Source organism: Arthrobacter sp., from assembly GCF_031179985.1.
Lineage (GTDB): Bacteria > Actinomycetota > Actinomycetes > Actinomycetales > Micrococcaceae > Arthrobacter.
Genome location: NZ_JAPSHJ010000008.1, coordinates 57,106 through 72,862, shown reverse-complemented (window position 1 = coordinate 72,862; position 15,757 = coordinate 57,106). Strand labels below are relative to the sequence as shown.

Here is a 15,757-nt window from a genome sequence, read left to right as displayed (position 1 = left end):
TATTGCCAAGGCGTTTCACGTCGGTAAGCGCTGGGTTAGCTTTCTGCGCCTCACTTGTTTCTGGGGTTTCCGCAAACTTGAAACCTTTTTGGTGCTGCCGGACACTTCAGGGCAATGGCGCTGGAACGGGACTGGCAGGGGGAAAACGGTGACTGGGTTCAAAGAGCAGGGCAGGGGCTTATTGGCGGGGCTGGTTGCGGCGGTCCTGCTGCTCGCCGGATGTGCGGCGCCGGGCACGCCAACTGCGCCGAGTTCAGGCGCGTCCGCTTCCGAAGCGCTGGAGGCATATACCGAGGAGGATACGCTCACCGCCTTCGCGAGCAACGGCCCGAATGCTGACTATGATCCCTTTCAAACTCCGGCTGAACTGGCGAAAGCCAGCGGGCTGGTCATTGCCGGAACGGTCGCGGGCGTCCGGGAGGGCCGAACGCTCTACTACCCGCAAAATGACCAGGCGGAGGGGACGACGTCCATCGTACTGATAGTGAACGTCACCGAGGCGGTGAAGGGGAAACTGCAGCCAGGAACCGACGGGCGGGCCTACATTGAGTTCTTTCAACCCGTCCAGAGCGATCTTTCGTCTTATGGCCGGGCCTTCCCTGAAGGCAGCTCGGTAGTGGCGTATCTGGCTCCTGCCGGAGAGGGTGAACCGAACGAACTTGTCGACGTCGCGATAGAAAACCCGGAGGTTGGAAGGCCGACTGGGCAGGTGTTGTACCGTCCAGTCAGTCCCCAGGGCCTGATTTTGCAGGTTGGAGGACACGACGTCGTGTGGCCCCTTCTGCGAGCTCAGAAGACGGGGCCCATCTCCCGGGCGCTGCCTGGTGGCGACCTGATCGCCGTCTAGGAACCCGCCGCGGTTACAGAATCCGGCGGTCCTGCGGGTGCTGGAGCCTGAACCACCGGAAGCCGTAACGGTCCAACTGGAGTTCGAACCCGCCGTCGTCCTCCACTTCGATGTCCTCCCCGTCCAGCAGGTCCAGCAGGACCGTCCCCCCGTAGCTTCGTTCGGGCTCATTAGGTGATGCCACGCTGGCTATCAGTGCCGCAGGTTGGGAGCCCATGTTGTGGGCAAGAACCAGGGTGGAACCATCGCTGGTGCAGCGGTGGAGCAGAACCCGTGGATGCGGCTGCTCAATCACCTCGAAACGGCCCCAGCCCAACTCCGGACTTTCGCGGTAGCGCTGGATGAGCGTGGCCATGAAGTTCCATAGCGAGCCGGGATCGCGTTTGGCCCCGGCCGCGTTGACGTTCTTCGGCCCAAAGTAGCCCTCGACGAGGGGTGCCACCAGCTGGTCTGCGGGAGCAATGGAAAAGCCGCCGTTTTGGGTGTCGTTCCACTGCATAGGGGAGCGGACTGCTCCCCGTCCCTTGATCTCTAGGTTTTCGCCCATGCCGATTTCCTCGCCGTAGAAGAGCACGGGGGTGCCCGGCAAGGAGAACAGCAGCGAATAGACCATGCGGATCCTGGCCGGATCACCGTTCAGCATGGTGGGCAGACGGCGGCGAAGTCCCCGCCCGTACATCTGCATGTCCTCGTCCGGTCCGAAGGCTGCGAACACCTCTTCGCGTTCGGTAACGCTGAGCTTGTCCAGGGTCAGTTCATCATGATTGCGTACAAACATTGCCCATTGGTTGTCCGGATGGATGGCTGGCCGGCCAGCCAGCGTTTTCGCCAAGGGACGCGCATCTTCCCGTGCCAGGGAGAGGTACATGTTCTGCATTGTCAGAAAGTCGAACTGCATATTCAGTTCGTTGCCCTCGGGCCCGCCGAAGTATTTCAGCTGCTCCTTGTAGGGCAGATTGACCTCTCCCAGCAGTACTGCGCTCCCGTTGCGCCTGTTGAGGAAGCTGCGCAGGGCGCTCAGGTAGTCGTGGGGATCGGTCCTTGCTGCCTCGTCCTCGGGTTCTCCACGCAGCTCGAGGAAAAAGGGAACTGCGTCCAGCCGGAAACCGTCGAGTCCAACCTGGAGCCAGAAGCCCATGGACTTGGCGATTTCGTCCCTGACCTTGGGATTTGCCACGTTGAGATCCGGCTGGTGCTTGGCGAACATGTGGAGGTACCACTCACCCGAGGCTGAATCCTGGGTCCAGATGGCAGTTTCCTCTCCGGGGAACACCACCTGGTCAGAAGTGTCAGGCGGAGGATCGCTGCGCCAGACGTAGTAGTCTCGGTACGGGCTGTCCACCGACTTGCGGGCTTCCTTGAACCAGGGGTGCTGGTCAGAGGTGTGGTTGATGACAAAGTCGGCAATGACCCGCATTCCCCGGTCCTTGGCTGCCCTGATGAACTCCACCACGTCCCCCAGCGTTCCCAGGCGCGCATCCACACCATAGAAGCCGGTGACGTCATAGCCGTCATCCCGGTCGGGGGAGGGATAGAAGGGCATGAGCCAGATGCAGCTCACACCCAGAGCGGCCAGATAGTCCACACGCTGGGTCAGGCCGCCGAAATCGCCGGTGCCGTCGCCGTCGTTGTCGAAGAAAGTTTCGGGGTCCACGCAGTAGATCACGGCATTCTTCCACCAGAGATCAGAAGTTTGAGCGAGTCTCACGGCGAAACCTCCTGGTCGAGGGTGACAGAGCGGTCAGGAGGGACCGAATTCAGCGAGCGGGCGTTGGATCCCCGGAGTTCGGGCAGGACCCGCTCGGCGAAAGTGTTGATGAACGGTTCCTGATGCTGGCCGACGAAGTGCAGATACAACTCGTCGAAGCCAAGGTCCACGTATGCCTGCAGCCAGGCTGCATGCTGGGCTGTGTCTGCGGAGACGTTCACCACCTTGCGGATCTGCTCCTCTCCCACGGCCGCACTGACGCCGTCGAAATGCGCTGCTGTTGGCAGGTCCCAGATCACCGGCGGCGAGAAGACGTTCGAGTGCCACTGGTCCAGGGCGATGGCCACGGCATCTTCTTCCCGCTCCGCCCAGGACAGATGCACCTGAAGCACTGCCTTACCGCGGCCGCCGTTGTCCCGGTACACCGCAAGCATTTCCCGGAGCTTTTCAGCGGGCTGGTTGACGGTGACCAGCCCGTCAGCCCACGCCGCGGAACGACGCGCAGTGTCCACACTCACGGCAGGCGCGATCAGCAAGGGCTTGATCTCCGGAACATCCCAGAGCCTTGCCTGTTGCACCGTGACCACCCCGTGGTGCGTGACTTCCTCACCCGCATGCAGGCGACGAATGATCTCAACGCACTCTTCCAACCGTTGCTGGCGTAACTCTTTCGGGGGCCAGGGATCACCGGTGACGTGCTCGTTCATGTTTTCGCCGGACCCGGGGGCCAGCCAGAACCTGCCGGGAAACATGTCGGCGAGAGTTGCCGAGGCATGGGCAATGATCGTGGGGTGGTAGCGCTGGCCCGGTGCGGTGACCACGCCGAAGCGAAGGGATGTGGTGGCGAGGGCTGCCCCAAGCCAGGACCACGCAAAGCCGGAATGCCCTTGGCTTGCTGACCAGGGCTCGATATGGTCCGAGCACATTGCGGCGTCGAACCCGGCCTGTTCTGCCAGCTGAACGTCTTTCAGCAACTGGCCTGGACTGATCTGTTCATGCGATGCGTGAAATCCGAAGGTAGCCATCGTTAAGGTCTACGTCGCTGCCCGGCGGATGTCGAGGACTTCAGGGCCTCTGTTGCCCCGTTTTGTTGCTGGGTCCAGATGTGGCAACGGGGGTAGCGCTGAGCGGGTGTCCGGGCAAGAATGGGCCTCATGCAGCTGCCAGTCATGCCCCCTGTCGCCCCCATGCTCGCCAAATCCGTCACAGCCATCCCGGACGGCAACATGAGCTACGAGCCGAAGTGGGACGGATTCCGGTCCATCATCTTCCGCGACGGAGAGGACGTGGAAATCGGCAGCCGCAACGGCAAGCCGATGACCCGCTATTTCCCTGAACTGGTGGAAGCACTGAAAGCCAACCTGCCAACGCGCTGCGTGCTCGACGGCGAAATCATCCTGGTTGGACCGTCCGGGGACCGGCTCGACTTTGATGCCCTCCAGCAGCGGATCCACCCGGCCGCGAGCCGGGTAAAGCTGCTGTCCGAGCAGACGCCCGTGAAGTTTGTGGCGTTTGACCTGCTGGCCCTGGAGGACCAGGACTTCACCAGCCAGCCGTTCTCCCAACGGCGCAGTGCCCTGGAAGAGGCGCTTTCCGGTGCCAACGCCCCGATTCATCTCACCGCCGTCACCCACGACAAGATGAGGGCCGAGCAATGGTTCCATCAGTTTGAGGGTGCAGGACTGGACGGCATCATCGCCAAACCGATGGACGGCAAGTACCAGCCGGACAAGCGGACAATGTTCAAAGTCAAGCACGCCCGCACAGCTGACTGCGTCCTGGCCGGCTATCGCGTGCATACCAGCGGAACGGACCTCATCGGCTCCCTGCTGCTTGGGCTTTATGACGACGACGGCGTACTCGCGAGTGTTGGGGTGGTGGGCGCTTTTCCCATGAAGCGCCGCAAGGAACTTTTCGAGGAACTGCAGCCCCTGGTCACCGACTTCGATGACCACCCCTGGGCCTGGGCCAAGCAGGAGGAAGGCAAACGCACCCCGCGCAAGGCTGAGGGCAGCCGGTGGAGTGCGGGCAAGGACCTCTCGTTCACGCCCCTCCGGCCGGAGCGCGTCCTCGAAGTTGCGTACGACCACATGGAAGGCGAGCGTTTCCGCCATGTGGCGCAGTTCGTGCGCTGGCGCCCGGACAGGGATCCCCGGTCCTGCACCTATGACCAGCTTGAAGAACCCGTTAATTATGATCTGGCCGAGGTGCTGGCTACCAAGATTTAACCGCTGGACCGCCGTCGTGACCTTCTTTGAGGCTGAACTGACCTTTTAGGCCGACGACTCGCCGTGGTGCCGTGAGCTTCGCAAGGAAACAGGGTCACGACGGCGGAGCAGGCTACTTGAGGCCGAGCTCCTTTGTGGGCACCCGGAAGGTCTCCTTGGCAGTGAGCGCCGAGGTGGCGGCAATGACGCAGATGACGGCAGTGAAGATGCTGATCTGCACCCAGCCGCCGGGCTTGATGCCGCCCAAAGCCGCAACAATGGCCGGAGCAAAGCCTGCCATAAGGAAGCCGAGCTGGGTTCCGATAGCCAGGCCGGAGAACCTTACTTTGGTGCTGAACATTTCGGCGTAAAAGGAGGGCCAGACGGCGTTGGAGGCCGCGTAACCAAAGGAGAAGAAGCCGATGGCTGCAAGGAACATCAGAGGCACGCTGCCGGATTCGAGGCTGAGCAGGAATACGGGCGTCAGCACCGCACTGGCCAGTGCGCCATAGATAAAGACCGGCTTCCGGCCGATTCTGTCGGCAAGCTGCCCGAACAGGGGCTGCGTGCCGAGGGCCACCAGGTTGGCGCCGACCACGAGCCACAGTGTGGTGGTCCCGTCTACGCCGGCGACGGTCTTGGCATAGCTGATCGCAAGGGTACCGAACACCGTGGATACTGCGGCGATGAAGGCACAGGCAACAACCCGGAGGACGTCGCGCCAGTGTGACTTGAGAAGGTCAGCCACAGGAAGCTTGGAGATCTCGGCATTCTTTTGGGCTTCCTCGAAGGCCGGCGGCTCGTGCAGCGTGCGGCGGATAAAGAAGGCCACCACAACCACCACTGCGCTGAGCCAGAACGGAATCCGCCAGCCGATGCCGTACTTGATCTCATCAGGAAGGGCGAGGACCGGGATAAAGACGAGGGCCGCAAGGATCTGGCCGCCCTGGGTACCGGTGAGAGTCCACGACGTGAAGAAGGAGCGGCGGTTGTCAGGTGCATGCTCCAGTGTCATGGAGGAAGCGCCGGCCTGCTCGCCAGCTGCGGAGAGCCCCTGGCAGAGACGTGCCACCACCAGCAGGGCCGGGGCCCACCAGCCCACAGTGTTGAAGTCCGGCAGGCATCCAATCAGGAACGTGGAGGCACCCATCAGCAGGAGGGTGAACATGAGTACTTTCCGCCGGCCCACACGGTCGCCGAAGTGACCCAGGATGACGGCACCTACCGGCCGTGCCACATAGGCAAAGCCGAAGGTGGCGAAGGACATGATGGCCGCGTTGGCGTCGGCATCGGGGAAGAACACGGTGGGAAAAATCAGGGCGGCGGCAGAACCGAAGATGAAGAAGTCGTAGTACTCGACGGCGCTGCCCAGGAAACTTGCAATGGCTGCTTTCTTGGGGGTCCCGGCCGGTGCTGAGACGTCCGGCGTGCTGGACGGGAGGGTCTGGCTCATGGTGTTCCTTTGCGTGACGACTATGTCGCGGATGAATCATGCGCTTCTCAACGGCTACCGGTTCAGTGTGGGGCGCCGCGAGGTCTTTGGGAAGACCCGTAGCCACATGGTGAGAGCTACTGTTGCGATACAGCAAGCATGAATGTGAGCACAGTCACCTGTCAAGAAAAACTTTCATGATCTAGCAATAGCTCTCACTATGTGGCAACATCGAGCTATGAGTGTGAGTCAAAACACAGGCCATGATGCCTCCAATGGAACCGCGGACGCCAAGGGAGGCATTGCTGTCAGGGCATTGAAGGGAGGCAAGGATGATTCGCGCACGGATATGGTCGGGAAGGCGCTCGGCCTGCTGGTACTGCTTGGGGACGAGCCACGCGGTGCCAGTGCTGCCGAGATCTCCCGCCGGGCCGAGCTCCCGTTCAGCACCACTTACCGGCTGCTCGGATCGCTCACGCGGGACGGGTTTGTGGACTACGAACCGGAGGGCCGTCGCTACCATCTCGGGTTGCGGGTCTTCCAGCTCGGCCAGCGGGTCTCCAATCATCACGGCTTCGCCGGCACCGCCCTGCCCATCCTGCGCAGAGTTACCGAATTGACGGCCGAGGCCACAATCCTTTCGGTGCGCGATGGAAAGCATCACCTGACGGTGAACAAGGTGGACGGTCCGCAAACGTTCCGGGTTACCAGCGACCCCGGACATCTCGGATCGCTTCACACCACGGCCGTGGGGAAAGCCTTGGTGGCCTTTGCTGACGAAGCCACCCGCAAGGAACTTGTTGAAAGCCTGGAACTGGCGCCGCTGACGGAGTTCTCCATCACCGACCGAGATGCCTTTCGAGCGGAAATTGACCTGGTCCGAAAGCGCGGCTACGCCACCATGGATCAGGAGAACGAGCTCGGGATGCGCGCCGTCGCCGTTCCGGTTTTCAATTCCCAGGGCCACGGTTTTGCGGCGCTGGCCACAGCCGTTCCGGTGTTCCGGCTCAACCAGGAAGCCTTGGTGGCCCTTGTGCCTGTGCTTCAGGAAGCAGCCGCTGAACTCGCGGCCCGCCTGCCCGAACGCTAACTTTGTTCGGGATAAGAACAAGAGTGCATCATATGAACATTTCCTGTACTGTAACTCGTACCACCCGGCGTGAGCCGACGCTGCGGCGTCAAAGCGGCCGCGTGGTGTTGTCAAAGGAGCTAACCGGATGAGCAATCGAGCAGAGTCCTTTCTCGTAGGACTCATAGGGGACGGTGTGATGCCCTCGCTGACGCCCCTCATGCATGAACGCGAAGGTGACCGGCAAGGCCTCCGCTATCTCTACCGCCCCATCGATTTGGGCGAAATCGACGTCCCGGCCGCGGCAGTCGGCGAATTGCTGACGGCAGCTTTCCGCCTCGGCTTCAACGGCCTCAACATCACCCATCCCTGCAAGCAACTGGTTCTGGATCATCTTGATGAAGTGTCGCCGGACGCCCGAAAGCTGGGCGCCGTGAACACCGTGGTAATCAGGGATGGCCGCTTAATCGGTCACAACACCGACTGTTCCGGCTTCGGTGCAGCCCTATCCTCGGGCCTTCCCGATGCCAAACTCAGCCGGGTGGTCCAGCTTGGAGCCGGCGGGGCTGGTTCCGCCGTCGCGTACGCGCTGCTGATGGCCGGCGCCCAGACGCTGGACCTCGTGGATATGGACACAGCGCGGTGCGCCGAACGCGCCGTCGAGCTTTCCGCTCTCTTCCCGGACAGGACCATCACCGCCCGGACGACGGCGGAGCTGCCGCGGCTAATGCTGCTGGCGGACGGCCTGGTCCACTGCACTCCCACCGGCATGGCCGCCCATCCCGGCACGCCGTTGGAGCCGTCACTCCTGGAATCCCGCCACTGGGTGGCAGACATCGTGTACCGCCCGATCGAAACCGAACTCGTACGTGAAGCCAAGGCCAAGGGCTGCGATGTCCTCGACGGCGGGCGGATGGCGGTGGGTCAGGCAGCAGATTCTTTCCGGATCTTCACCGGACTCGAAGCCGATGCGGAACGGATGCGTGCCCACTTCCTGGAGCTTGTGGCCGCGGAAGGGGTGACCGTCTGATGCGCACGGGAATCGCTACAGTGTGCCTGTCGGGGACGCTGAAGGAGAAGATGCAGGCGTGTGCAATTGCCGGTTTCGACGGCATTGAAATTTTCGAACAGGACCTGGTGACCTCGCCGCTGAGCCCTGAGGACGTCAGGACCATGGCCGCAGACCTCGGACTGACGTTGGACCTTTATCAGCCGTTCCGCGATTTCGACAGCGTCAACGAGGACCTGCTTCCGGGGAACCTGCGCCGCGCTGAGGCGAAGTTCAAGCTCATGTCCCGCTTGGGCATGGACACCATGCTGGCCTGCACCAACGTCGCCACAGCCACCATCGACGACGACGACCTCCGGGCAGAGCAGCTGTCGCGCCTTGCGGAGCTTGCGGGAAACTACGGCGTCAAAGTGGCTTATGAGGCATTGGCCTGGGGCAAGTATGTCAACGACTACGAGCATGCCCACCGGCTGGTCAAGGCGGTGGACCATCCAAACCTGGGGACGTGCCTGGACTCTTTCCACATCCTCTCCCGCGACTGGGATACGGCTCCGATTGAAGGCATCAACCCCGCCAAAATCTTCTTCGTCCAGGTAGCCGACGCGCCCAAGCTCTCCCTGGACGTACTCTCCTGGAGCCGGCACTACCGTGTCTTCCCCGGAGAGGGTCAGTTTGAGCTCGCCAAATTCATGGGTCATGTTGTCCGGGCAGGATACGCGGGCCCTGTCTCGCTCGAAGTCTTCAACGACGTCTTCCGCCAGTCCGACGTCGAGCGCACCGCTGTTGATGCCATGCGCTCCCTCATTTGGCTGGAAGAGCAAAGTGCCCAGTGGCTTGATATCCACCCACGGGTTGGCAACAGCAGCGGCACACCTGCAGTGAGCGGGGCCGCTGTCCGCCGTCGTTATCCCATGGAGTTGGCAACCCTCCCGAAGGTGGCTGAACCTGCGGGCTTCAACTTTGCCGAAGTCAGGGCAGGGGACGCGGCCGGGCTGGAAAAGGTCCTGGGCCAGCTGGGTTTCGAGTTCAACGGACGCCACCGCACAAAGGCTGTGCAACTGTGGACTATGGGGCACGCACGCGTGATCATCAACGAAGAACCCGCGTCGGGTGCATCGGGGCCACTGAGCGTCGCGCCCACCATTGCCGCCCTGGGATTCGACGTCGATTCACCCTTGCTTGCCTCCGCCCGCGCCCAGCAGCTCAAGGCCCCGGCCGTGCCGCGTAAGAGCCAGGCCAATGAGGAGGTGTTCCAGGGGTTCGCTGCGCCGGACTCCACGGAGATCTTCCTCTGCCAGGGCAACCCTGATGGAACGGCGGCGTGGACTTCCGAATTCGGCGACGAGCAGGCAACTCACCAGTTTCCGGTTGCTTTAGGAGCGTCAGGTGGAGGATCCGGATCCCCCACAACAGGTGCCGTGATTGACCATGTGAACCTGGCGCAGCCGTGGCAGCACTTCGATGAAGCCGTTCTGTTCTACACCAGCGCGCTGGCCTTGCAGCCCCAGCCGTATGCGGAGGTTCCCAGCCCTACAGGCCTGGTCCGTTCGCAGGTGATGCTTACTGAGGACCGCGCGGTGCGCCTTGTGCTGAACCTTGCCCCGCTTCTCCAGCAGGACGGCGGGCAACAGGACAGCAGGTACGGCGGCAGCAGTCGCCTTCGGCGGACGTACCAGGAGCACATTGCCTTCGCTGTCGCCGACCTCGTGGCCACCGCGAAGGAATGCCGTGACCGAGGCCTGGAGTTCCTCCACATCCCGGACAACTACTACGAGGACCTGGACGCCAGGTTCGCGCTTGAGCCGGATTTCCTTGCCACCCTGCGGGAACTCAACCTCCTCTACGACCGGGATGCTGACGGGGAGTTCCTCCACTTCTACACGGCCACCGTCGGGAGCGTGTTTTTCGAAATGGTGGAACGCCGCGGCGCCTATGACGGCTACGGCGCGCCCAACGCCCCTGTCAGGCATGCCGTCCAATACGACCACCTGCATCAAATGAAGCGTTCCCGCTAGCACCACCCCTTGTCCGAGCCAACACCGATAACCCGAAGGAGGTTGCTGTGCCAGAGAATTTCACGGCCGAAACGTACAACGCTGATTCCCTCACCGAGGATCTGTCCGACGCAGCCGAAGTTACCCCGAAAGCGGTAACACCAAAAGTGGAGACGCAAGCGGATTTGAGCGCCGAGCTCAAGGCCATCGGCTATGCCTATGCCGCCAAGCTCAGCAGCGGCGGCGAGCCGGAGACGCAGCCACGGCTGGACTTCGCGCCCTACCGCAGCAGCATCCTCCGCCACCCCACCAAAAGCCTGCACCATGCGGATCCTGAAACGATCGAGCTCTACTCGCCGGCTTTCGGGCACCAGGACGTGCACGCGCTGGAATCCGACCTCACCATCCAGCACAACGGCGAGCCCCAGGGTGAACGCATCATCGTGGCCGGCCGGGTGCTCGACGGCGATGGCCGTCCTGTCGCCGGGCAGCTCGTGGAGATCTGGCAGGCCAACGCCTCCGGCCGTTACATCCACAAGCGGGACCAGCATCCCGCCCCGCTCGATCCCCACTTCACCGGTGTAGGGCGCTGCATCACCGGGCCGGACGGCTCCTACCGTTTCACCACCATCAAGCCTGGCGCGTATCCGTGGAAGAACCATCTCAACGCCTGGCGTCCTGCGCACATCCACTTCTCGCTGTTCGGCAATGAGTTCACACAGCGCATCGTCACCCAGATGTACTTCCCGGGCGATCAATTGTTCCCCCTGGACCCCATCTACCAGTCGATCGTTGACCAGGACGCCCGCGACCGTCTCGTGGCCAGCTATGACCACGAGCTGACCGAACCGGAATGGGCTCTCGGCTACAACTGGGACATCGTGCTGACGGGGTCAAAGCGGACCTGGACCGAAAATGAGGCCCTCGGGGCGGAAGGTGACCACCATGAGTGACTCCAAACTCACCGCGACACCAGGCCAGACGGTTGGCCCGTTCTACGGTTACGCCCTGCCCTACGAGAAGGACGGCGAGCTCCTTCCGCCCGGGTCGCCCGGGTCCATCCGCCTCCAAGGCACCGTGTACGACGGCGCGGGTCACCCCGTTCCGGACGCCATCCTGGAAATCTGGCAGCCTGACGCTGACGGGAAGATCGTGCACCGGACAGGCTCCCTTGTCCGTGACGGCTACACCTTCACCGGCTGGGGCCGCAGTTCGGTGGGCAATTCCGGCGTCTATACGTTCACCACTGTCAACCCGGGCCCCACCGGTCCGGGTGCTGCCCCGTTCATCGCCGTGACTGTGTTCGCCAGGGGACTGATGAACCGCCTGTTCACCCGTATTTATCTGCCGGAGAACCAGGAAGCACTTGCCGCGGACCCGCTGCTGAACTCTCTCGATCCGGATCGCCGGCAGACCCTGATTGCCCGGCGTGATCCGGACGGCGGACTGACGTGGGATGTCCGGATGCAGGGTGAGGGCGAGACGGTTTTCCTTGATTTCGATGGCGGACCCGCTGATGGCAAGGACCGTCAATGACCGGTCCCGAGTCCCGCCTCGACGGCGACGTCGGCCTGCTGGCTCCCGTTTCGGCGTCGCCCCTTGTAGCGATCCTGACGGGCGACGGGGCGGTACTGGCGGCGATCCTGGCCGTCGAGGCAGCCTGGGCCTCAGTCCTGGAGAAGGCAGGCCTGGCACCGGCAGGGTCGGCCGCCGTCGTCACCGCCGCCGCTGACGTCAGCCGCTACGACGCAGGGGACATCGCGGTGCGTGCCCAAGGCGGCGGAAATCCGGTCATACCTTTGCTCGCCGATCTCCGCGCCCAGGTCAAGAAACTGGACACCGGCAACATCGGCGCCATTCGAGCGGTCCACACCTCGCTGACAAGCCAGGACGTCCTGGATTCGGCCCTTATGCTGCTGGCCCGGAACGCTATCGCTGCCCTGCTGGCAGATGTTCACAGCGCGACGACGGCGCTGGCGTCCCTCGCCGAACAGCACGCGGACACGCTGTGCGTGGGCCGCAGCCTGACCCAGCATTCCCTGCCCGTGACCTTTGGCCTCAGGACGGCGCAGTGGTTCCACGGACTGGCTGCTGCTGCCCGGAAGCTTGAGTCGGTCCCGCTGCCGGTGCAGAGCGGCGGCGCGGCCGGAACCCTGGCATCCGGAACCGTGTTAACCGAAACTTCTTCCGGGAGGGAAACGGGACGCACACCGAGAACAGCCGTGAGCGCGCTGGATCTCTCGGACCGGCTCGCCGCGCGGCTGGGCCTCACCCCAACTCCGGCCCCTTGGCACACCAACCGATTCGCAGTGACTTCCCTCGGGGATGCGCTGGCAGGCGTGACCGATGCCTTGGGCAAGATCGCTGCCGACATCCTCTTCCTCAGCAGGCCCGAAGTTGCTGAACTGGCCGAACCGCGGGCGGCAGGGCGGGGAGTGTCCTCGGCCATGCCGCAAAAGCAAAACCCCGTCCTGTCCGTTCTGGTCCGCAGCGCCGCCCTCCAGGCCCCCAACCTTGCCGCTCAGCTGCACCAGGCCGCCGCAAGCTTCAACGACGAACGCCCCGACGGTGCCTGGCACAGCGAATGGCAGGCGTTCCGGGAACTGCTCCGGCTGTCCCTCGGAGCAGCCGGCCTGGCCAGGGAGCTCGCCGAAGGCCTGCAGGTCTTCCCGGGAGCAATGCGCCACAACCTGGATCTTTCCGGGCCGCTCCTGTTGAGCGAAGCCGTGACCAGCGCCCTGGCTCCACTGCTGGGTGAGGACGGCAGGGACCGGCTTCAGGCCGCGGTGGACCAGACTCTTCTGGCGCCGGCAGCTGAGCAGGGTGCCACCTACCGCCGGTTGCTGCGCGAAGCCGTCACGGAGGACCAGCTTTCGGACCAGCGCCTCGAGGAACTCCTGGACCCTGCCAACTACCTGGGCCAAAGCCATGAGATCTCGCGCCGTATTTTCGCAGCCTTTCCCGAATTCTCGGCGAAGCAAACGCAAGGAACCGAAGGGAGGCCGGTATGACCAGGCCTGCACTCAAGGCATCGCTGCTTTCGCCCCAGCGGGGACTCGGCCAGAAGCCTTTATTGGTGGTTGGCCCGTCCCTCGGTACGTCGTCTGCAGTGCTGTGGGGGCAGACCGCCGCGCTCCTTGGCGACAACTGCGACGTGGTGGCCTGGGACCTGCCTGGACATGGCGTCTCACCTTCCGCGAAGGGGACCTTCGACGTCGGCGAGCTGGCTGACGCGGTCGTCGGACTTGTCGATTCCATCGCGCCGGGCGCCACCTTCCATTACGCCGGGGTTTCCCTGGGCGGCGCAACGGGGTTGCAGCTCGGCATCAAGCATGGTGAGCGCCTGGCCAGCCTCTGTGTTCAGTGCACCGGCGCTAAAATCGGCACCGCCGAGGGCTGGTTGGAGCGTGCGGAAACCGTCCGGAATCAAGGTACGCCGGTGATGATCCAAGGATCAGCGCAGCGCTGGTTCGCCCCGGGCTTCATGGACCGCGAACCGGAAGTGAGCAGCCGGTTGCTTCATTCCCTGCGCGACGCCGACCGCTTCAGCTACGCCTTCTGCTGCGAGGCCCTCGCTACGTTTGACGTCCGTGAAGAACTCGGCAGCATCCGGGTCCCGACCCTTGCAGTGGCCGGTGTGGAGGACGGGGTGGCCCCGCCGTCGTTCGCTGAAGACGTGGTTGCCGGCATTCGAGCCGGAGGAGGCTCAGCAAGGGCCATTGCCCTGGATGGCGTTGCCCACCTGGCACCTGCGGAGGCTCCGGCCAGGGTAGCCGAACTGCTGGAGGACTTCATGGGAGGAATCGACAATGAGTGACGCAGAACAAAGTGGAGTGGTCCGTCCCGACGCCACGAGCCAGGAAATGTACGACGGCGGTATGGTGGTCCGCCGCGAGGTGCTGGGCGACGCGCATGTGGACCGCGCGAACGCGAACATGGATTCGTTTACTGAGGACTTCCAGGACATGATCACGCGGATTGCGTGGGGTGGAATCTGGACCAGGCCAGGACTTTCCCGGCAGATGCGGTCTGCCGTCACCATCACGGCGATGGTTGCGCACGGGCATTGGGAAGAACTGGCCATGCATATCCGGGCGGCTGTCACTAACGGCCTGAGTCGGGATGAGATCAAGGAAATCCTGCTGCAGACAGCCATCTATTGCGGGGTTCCCTCCGCCAACACAGCTTTCAAGACCGCCCAGGAGGTCTTCCATGAAATGGACAACGCAGCAATGGACAACACAGCAAGGGCTGACAGAGGAATGGACCAGAATTCATGAACCAGGCATACATTTACGACGCCGTCCGGACGCCTTTCGGTAAATTCGGTTCGGGGCTTGCCTCCATCCGCCCGGACGATCTTGCGGCCCATGTGATCCGAGAGTCCGTTAAGCGTGCACCCCGGCTCGACGTTGAGCGTATCGATGAGGTTGTGTTCGGCAACGCCAACGGCGCGGGCGAAGAAAACCGGAACATCGCCCGCATGGGGACCCTGCTCGCAGGCCTGCCGGTCTCCATCCCCGGCACCACCGTCAACCGCCTATGCGGTTCTTCCCTTGATGCCGCAATCATCGCTTCCCGCCAGATCAACGCGGGCGATGCCGAGCTCATGCTGGTGGGCGGTGCAGAATCCATGAGCCGCGCGCCGTGGGTGCTGCCCAAGACGGAGAAGCCCTACCCCGCGGGTGATCTCACCCTGGCCTCGACCACGCTGGGCTGGCGCCTCGTGAACAATGCCATGCCTTCCGAATGGACCATTTCCCTTGGAGAGGCCACAGAACGGCTCCGCGAAAAGTACGGTGTGACGCGGCAACAGCAGGATCGATTCGCCGCGGACTCGCACAATCTTTCCGCCAAGGCCTGGGACGAGGGTTTCTATGACAGCCTCGTCTCAGTGGTGCCCGGAACCGATCTGACGCGGGATGAGGGCATCCGGGCCGGTTCTTCGGCGGAAAAACTGGGAGGGCTCAAAACCGTTTTCCGCACCGAGAACGGCACCGTCACAGCTGGCAACTCTTCCCCGCTGTCCGACGGCGCTTCCGCAGCCTGGATCGGCAGCGAACGTGCCGCCGGGCTTCTCGGCATGAACCCCCTGGCCCGTATTGCCGGTCGCGGAGCCCACGCGAATGACCCCCAGTACTTCGGCTACGCCCCGGTGGAAGCCGCGAACAGGGCCCTCGCGAAGGCGGGAATCGGCTGGGACCAGGTGGGCGCCGTCGAACTAAACGAAGCGTTTGCCGCACAATCAGTGGCCTGCATCAACGCCTGGGGTGTGGATCCTTCCATCGTGAACCAGCATGGCGGGGCGATCGCGATGGGACATCCGCTCGGTGCTTCCGGTACGAGGATCCTGGGCACTTTAGCGCGGAGCCTGCAGGCATCCGGTCAGCGGTGGGGCGTGGCAGCGATCTGTATTGGTGTAGGGCAGGGGCTTGCAGTGGTCCTGGAAAACGTCGCTGCAGATGGTGACCCTGACAACTGGAAGGCCTAG

Annotated in this window: 14 protein-coding genes; 11 read left to right on the top strand and 3 right to left on the bottom strand. The window is 63.2% G+C overall.

Annotated elements, in window-relative coordinates; genetic code table 11:
* Window positions 1–148 precede the first annotated feature (148 nt).
* A complete protein-coding gene (locus RIN13_RS05915) occupies window positions 149–847 on the top strand; it encodes a hypothetical protein (protein ID WP_309106412.1) in 699 nt (232 codons plus the stop codon).
* A 13-nt stretch (window positions 848–860) separates the two neighbouring features.
* On the opposite strand, the gene RIN13_RS05910 is transcribed toward RIN13_RS05915, so the two are convergent.
* On the bottom strand, window positions 861–2,555 hold the full coding sequence (locus RIN13_RS05910; protein WP_309106411.1) for an alpha-amylase family protein: 1,695 nt from the start codon (window positions 2,553–2,555) through the stop codon (window positions 861–863).
* Complete coding sequence (locus RIN13_RS05905) at window positions 2,552–3,580, bottom strand: TIGR03885 family FMN-dependent LLM class oxidoreductase (protein WP_309106410.1); 1,029 nt, start codon at window positions 3,578–3,580, stop codon at window positions 2,552–2,554. The genes RIN13_RS05910 and RIN13_RS05905 overlap by 4 nt, the downstream gene beginning before the upstream one ends.
* Before the next feature lie 129 nt (window positions 3,581–3,709).
* Between RIN13_RS05905 and RIN13_RS05900 the strand changes: the two genes are divergently transcribed.
* Window positions 3,710–4,783: an ATP-dependent DNA ligase gene (locus RIN13_RS05900; protein WP_309106409.1), complete on the top strand. Its 1,074-nt coding sequence runs from the start codon at window positions 3,710–3,712 to the stop codon at window positions 4,781–4,783.
* 112 nt (window positions 4,784–4,895) lie between these two features.
* Here the strand turns inward: RIN13_RS05900 and RIN13_RS05895 are convergent, their stop codons facing one another.
* Window positions 4,896–6,215, bottom strand: a complete 1,320-nt coding sequence (locus tag RIN13_RS05895) for an MFS transporter (protein ID WP_309106408.1) — start codon at window positions 6,213–6,215, stop codon at window positions 4,896–4,898.
* A gap of 217 nt (window positions 6,216–6,432) precedes the next feature.
* Here RIN13_RS05895 and RIN13_RS05890 point away from each other — a divergent pair, with 217 nt between their 5' ends.
* The 9 genes from RIN13_RS05890 (at window position 6,433) to RIN13_RS05850 (ending at window position 15,757) form a co-directional block, all read left to right on the top strand.
* On the top strand, window positions 6,433–7,284 hold the full coding sequence (locus RIN13_RS05890) for an IclR family transcriptional regulator (protein WP_375164729.1): 852 nt from the start codon (window positions 6,433–6,435) through the stop codon (window positions 7,282–7,284).
* A 127-nt stretch (window positions 7,285–7,411) separates the two neighbouring features.
* On the top strand, window positions 7,412–8,293 hold the full coding sequence (locus tag RIN13_RS05885) for a shikimate dehydrogenase (protein ID WP_309106407.1): 882 nt from the start codon (window positions 7,412–7,414) through the stop codon (window positions 8,291–8,293).
* A complete protein-coding gene (locus RIN13_RS05880) occupies window positions 8,293–10,287 on the top strand; it encodes a TIM barrel protein (RefSeq protein WP_309106406.1) in 1,995 nt (664 codons plus the stop codon). Before RIN13_RS05885 ends, RIN13_RS05880 begins: the two co-directional genes overlap by 1 nt.
* A 101-nt stretch (window positions 10,288–10,388) precedes the next feature.
* Entirely contained in the window at window positions 10,389–11,219 is an 831-nt protein-coding gene (gene pcaH, locus RIN13_RS05875) for a protocatechuate 3,4-dioxygenase subunit beta (RefSeq protein WP_309106463.1), read from the top strand.
* The gene (pcaG, locus tag RIN13_RS05870) at window positions 11,212–11,802 is read left to right on the top strand and encodes a protocatechuate 3,4-dioxygenase subunit alpha (protein WP_309106405.1); all 591 of its coding nucleotides are present in this window, start codon (window positions 11,212–11,214) and stop codon (window positions 11,800–11,802) included. The genes pcaH and pcaG overlap by 8 nt, the downstream gene beginning before the upstream one ends.
* Window positions 11,799–13,277, top strand: a complete 1,479-nt coding sequence (locus RIN13_RS05865; protein ID WP_309106404.1) for a lyase family protein — start codon at window positions 11,799–11,801, stop codon at window positions 13,275–13,277. The genes pcaG and RIN13_RS05865 overlap by 4 nt, the downstream gene beginning before the upstream one ends.
* Entirely contained in the window at window positions 13,274–14,083 is an 810-nt protein-coding gene (locus tag RIN13_RS05860) for an alpha/beta fold hydrolase (RefSeq protein WP_309106403.1), read from the top strand. The genes RIN13_RS05865 and RIN13_RS05860 overlap by 4 nt, the downstream gene beginning before the upstream one ends.
* On the top strand, window positions 14,076–14,546 hold the full coding sequence (gene pcaC, locus RIN13_RS05855) for a 4-carboxymuconolactone decarboxylase (RefSeq protein ID WP_309106402.1): 471 nt from the start codon (window positions 14,076–14,078) through the stop codon (window positions 14,544–14,546). The genes RIN13_RS05860 and pcaC overlap by 8 nt, the downstream gene beginning before the upstream one ends.
* On the top strand, window positions 14,543–15,757 hold the full coding sequence (locus RIN13_RS05850) for a thiolase family protein (protein ID WP_309106401.1): 1,215 nt from the start codon (window positions 14,543–14,545) through the stop codon (window positions 15,755–15,757). The genes pcaC and RIN13_RS05850 overlap by 4 nt, the downstream gene beginning before the upstream one ends.